This window comes from Bacillota bacterium (assembly GCA_040754675.1).
In the GTDB taxonomy this organism is placed as follows: domain Bacteria; phylum Bacillota; class Limnochordia; order Limnochordales; family Geochordaceae; genus Geochorda.
In genome coordinates this window covers 1-3,751 of the sequence record JBFMCJ010000407.1, presented here as the reverse complement: position 1 = coordinate 3,751, position 3,751 = coordinate 1, and the positions used below count along the sequence as shown (strand labels likewise).

Below are 3,751 nucleotides of genomic sequence, written 5' to 3'. Positions count from 1 at the left end.
TCGCCCCGGCGGGCATCGAGGGCCGCCACCACCATCGGCGCCGCCCACCCCACGGCCAGCGCCATGGCCATCAGGGTGTCCACGCCGACCAGCGGCCGCTCCCAGGCCCATGCGAGCGTCTTGGCCACGGCCAGCCCCACTCGCAAGCCCGTGTAAGAGCCCGGCCCCACCGTCACGGCGATGCCGTCCAGGCCGGTGCCCCGCCAGCCGGCCTCCGCCAGGCCGCGCTGGATCAGGGCGACCAGGGCCTCTCCCCGGCCTTGACCCGGCCCGGCCACATTCAGCCACCAGCCTCCATCGTCGCCGAGCGCCACGCTCAGCGTACGGGTGGCGGTGTCGATAGCCAGGATCCGCCGCCTCACGGTCTTTTCGCCGGCGCCCGGCCGTACTCCCGCGCAAGCTCTGCAACCACCCGGGCCGGCCGCCGCCCCAGCCCCTCCAACGTCAGGATCCGCTCGCCCTCCTGGCCCGCCGGCCCGAACTCGAGTCGCACCGCGAAGCGTTCGGCCGGCAGCATTTCCAGCACGGGCTCGGGCCACTCCACCGCCACCACGCCGCCGGCCTGCAGATACCAGTCGAGGCCGAGCTCCTCCATGAGCGCCTCGGCTTCGGCCGCCTCGACCCGGCCGCCGGCCAGCCGGTATCCGTCCACGTGGTAGAGCGCGAGCCGGCCCCCCCGCACTTCCCGCACGTAAAGGAACGTGGGGCTCAAGATCGCCGACTCCGCGATGCCGAGCCCCCGTGCCATGCCCCTGACGAACGTCGTCTTGCCTGCCCCGAGCGGCCCTTGCAACGTCACCACGTCGCCTGCTTCGAGCCGCTGCCCCAGTGCCTCCCCCACCCGGGCGGTACCCTCAGGGCCGGGGGTCGTCACCGCCCAGGCGTGGCGCTCCACGCGGGCACCCTCCGCCACCGCTGCGCCCTCACCCTCGGGTGGCCGTGGCCGCCGGCGCCCGGTGCTCGCGGCTGGCGCGCCGCGCCCGGGCCGCCTTCGCGAACGCCCCGAAGATCAGGCGCTGAACCGGGTAGCGCTCCACCATGCACTCCGGGTGCCACTGCACCCCTATCACGAACGTGTGATCGCGGCTTTCGATGCTCTCAATGACGGAGTCCTTCGCCTTGGCTGCCACCCTGAACGGCGGCGCCACCACCCGCACAGCCTGGTGGTGAAAGCTGTTGACGCGCAGGGTGTCGGTCTGAAGGATGCCCGCCACCATGCTGTCGGGCTCCAGGCGCACCTCGTGGCAGGGGTACCAGCGCGGGGCGTTTTGGTCGTGCTGCAGCACGTGAGGCACCTGGGATGGCAGATCCTGGTACAGCGTCCCGCCCGCCGCGACGTTGAGCACCTGGATGCCGCGGCAGATGCCCAGGACGGGCAGGTCCATCTCCAGGGCCTTCTCGGTCAGCGCGATCTCCATCGCGTCCCGTTCGGGGTCGACCTTGCGGAGCTGCGGGAGCGGTTCCTCGCCAAACCGGGCCGGGTCGACGTCCCCGCCCCCCGCCAGGAGCAGGCCGTCCAGCCCCTTCAGGTAACTGAAGGCAAGCTGGGGTTGCTCGGGTACGGGAATGATGACGGGGACGGCGCCGGCCGCCTCCAGGGCCCGTACGTATTCCCGGGGAATACCCTGGCGCACCACGTTCTCCGCGGTGGCCCACTGCCCGGCCGGGATGCCGATGATGGGACGCTCCAGATCGCCCGGTTGCATGACGGACTCCCTCGCCTCTCCTTCACAGCACGTGATACACGCCCGCCGCCGTCGAAACCACCAACCGCCGTTGCTGCGCCGCCTGGTGCTCCAGGGCGGCCTTCACGGCGTCGAGCCGGTTGCGGCGCTCCACGAGCGCCTGGCGGGCAGCCTCTTCGTCTACGCAGTAGAACCTGACCTGCTCCCCCGGCCGCACCTGCCCCATGGCATCCAGGTCGGCCGTGATAACCGTAGCAATTTTAGGATAACCGCCGGTGGTGGGCCGCTCACCCAGCAGCACCAGCGGCTGCCCGTCCGCAGTCACCTGCACGCTGCCCGGGGCGACCGGGTCGGAGATGACGTCGTAGCCCGCACGGGCCTCAATGGCCGGCCCCTTCAGCCGTACCGCCATTCGGTCGGTGCGGGAGGTGACCCGGTAGGCGCTGTGCAGGAAGGCGCGCAGCCCCCGCCGCGAAAAGGCGTCATCCTGAGGCCCGAGCATCACGCGGATGGGGCCGGAGCGCCGGTGGGGGCGCAGCTCCAGCGGCAACCGCCGCCCCACCACCCCCGCCGGCTCCGCGCTCGGGTTGCCCACCGGCAGCCGGCTGCCCCCGGCCAGCGCCTGGCCCCCCAGCCCGCCGATACGGGCGCGCACGTGCGTGCTCCGGCTCCCCATCACCGGCGGCACATCGATGCCGCCTGCCACCGCCAGGTACGCCCGAACCCCCTTCCGGACCGGTCCCAGCGTCAGCACGCTGCCGTCTTGCACCAGCACCGCTTCCCACAGCGGCAGCAGTCGCTCCGGCCCGCCCACCCACCACATGGCGTCGAGCGCCCCCAGCGCGGCCACCACGTCGCCGCGCGCAACCACAACAGGCCCGTCGAGGGTGATCTCCAGCGCGGCCGCACCGGGCGGGTTGCCCACCACCAGGTTGGTGCAAGCCAGCATGAAGCGGTCCATGGCTCCGGCCGCCGAGAGCCCCTGGGCCATGTACCCGGGTCGCCCCATGTCCTGCACGGTGGTCAAAAGCCCCCCGTGCAGCACCTCCAGTGCCGCCATCACGCGCTCCAGGGTTCGCGGCCGGCCGCCTGCGCCCAGCCCGGCGGGGCCTCCTCGACATCCGCCGCCACGAAGCGCACCCGGTCGCCGGGGCGCAGCAAGGCCGGACGCTTCCGGGCCGCATCCCACAGCGGAAGCCACGTGCGTCCGATGATGTGCCACCCACCGGGGGTACCATCGATCGCGTAGATGCCCGTCTGCTGCCCGCCGATCCCCACCGAGCCTGCCGGCACCCGCACCCTGGGCGCGGGCCGGCGCGGTGTCCACAGGGCGGGGTCGAGGCCGCCGAGGTAGGCGAACCCCGGCATGAACCCCAGTGTGTACACGGTGTATCGGCCCGCCGCGTGGCGGCGCACCACTTCGGACGGTTCCAGCCCGGCGTGTGCCGCGACCGCCTCCAGATCGGGCCCGAACGGCCCGCCGTAGACCACGGGAACCGTGACGCTCCGCCCCCGCACCCGCGACCGCCCCGCCTTGCCCACCTCGGCCAGGCGCTGCTCCACGGCGGCCGCGACCTGCCCGCTGTCGGCCGCCTCAGGATCCCACATGACCAGGACGGAGCGGTACGCCGGAACGGCCTCGACCATCCCGGGCGCGGGCCGTTCGCCCAGCGCCCGCCACAGCGCCATCACCCGGCGGTGCACCTCGGGCGAGATGCCCGGCCCAAGCTCCACCACCAGCGCGGCGTCCCCTGCCGGCCGCATGCGGGGGAACGGCGCCTCCGCCCAACGCGGCGCCGGAGATCGGCTGCCCCCCACACCCGCCCTCCTCTACCAGATCGGTCCGGCCTGCACCATTCTACCTTCGCCGGCTTCCACCCTCAAAAGCGGCGTTGGAGCCGGCCGAGCCTCTCCAGGCCGGCGGCCGCCGCGCCGACGATGCCGACGTTCGGCCCCAGTTCGGCCAGCACCAGCCGCGTCCCCTCGGCCGGCCCCGCCACCGCGCGGTGCCGCACGTACCGCCGCAGCGGTTCCATCATGTAGTCGCCCAGCCGGGAGACCCCCCC

The 3,751-nt window shown here is 73.3% G+C and carries 6 protein-coding genes; all 6 read right to left on the bottom strand.

Annotated features, from left to right (window positions below):
• Positions 1 to 362, bottom strand: a 362-nt coding sequence (gene tsaB / locus AB1609_17940) for a tRNA (adenosine(37)-N6)-threonylcarbamoyltransferase complex dimerization subunit type 1 TsaB (GenBank protein ID MEW6048328.1), incomplete at its 3' end; no start/stop codon positions are given.
• On the bottom strand, positions 359 to 913 hold the full coding sequence (gene tsaE, locus AB1609_17935; protein ID MEW6048327.1) for a tRNA (adenosine(37)-N6)-threonylcarbamoyltransferase complex ATPase subunit type 1 TsaE: 555 nt from the start codon (positions 911 to 913) through the stop codon (positions 359 to 361). The genes tsaE and tsaB, both read right to left, overlap by 4 nt.
• A 10-nt stretch (positions 914 to 923) precedes the next feature.
• Entirely contained in the window at positions 924 to 1,706 is a 783-nt protein-coding gene (locus tag AB1609_17930) for a gamma-glutamyl-gamma-aminobutyrate hydrolase family protein (GenBank protein ID MEW6048326.1), read from the bottom strand.
• Positions 1,707 to 1,728: 22 nt separating this feature from the next.
• Positions 1,729 to 2,745, bottom strand: a complete 1,017-nt coding sequence (locus tag AB1609_17925; GenBank protein MEW6048325.1) for a biotin-dependent carboxyltransferase family protein — start codon at positions 2,743 to 2,745, stop codon at positions 1,729 to 1,731.
• Positions 2,745 to 3,449, bottom strand: a complete 705-nt coding sequence (gene pxpB / locus AB1609_17920; GenBank protein MEW6048324.1) for a 5-oxoprolinase subunit PxpB — start codon at positions 3,447 to 3,449, stop codon at positions 2,745 to 2,747. The genes AB1609_17925 and pxpB overlap by 1 nt, the downstream gene beginning before the upstream one ends.
• A 116-nt stretch (positions 3,450 to 3,565) precedes the next feature.
• A partial coding sequence (locus tag AB1609_17915) for an ROK family protein (GenBank protein ID MEW6048323.1) occupies positions 3,566 to 3,751 on the bottom strand: 186 nt, incomplete at its 5' end.

Excerpts from the sequence above, each read along its gene's own strand:
- pxpB (MEW6048324.1), bottom strand. The coding sequence starts at position 3,449 with ATGCGGCCGGCAGGGGACGCCGCGCTGGTGGTGGAGCTTGGGCCGGGC.
- AB1609_17925 (MEW6048325.1), bottom strand. The coding sequence starts at position 2,745 with ATGGCGGCACTGGAGGTGCTGCACGGGGGGCTTTTGACCACCGTGCAG.
- AB1609_17930 (MEW6048326.1), bottom strand. The coding sequence starts at position 1,706 with ATGCAACCGGGCGATCTGGAGCGTCCCATCATCGGCATCCCGGCCGGG.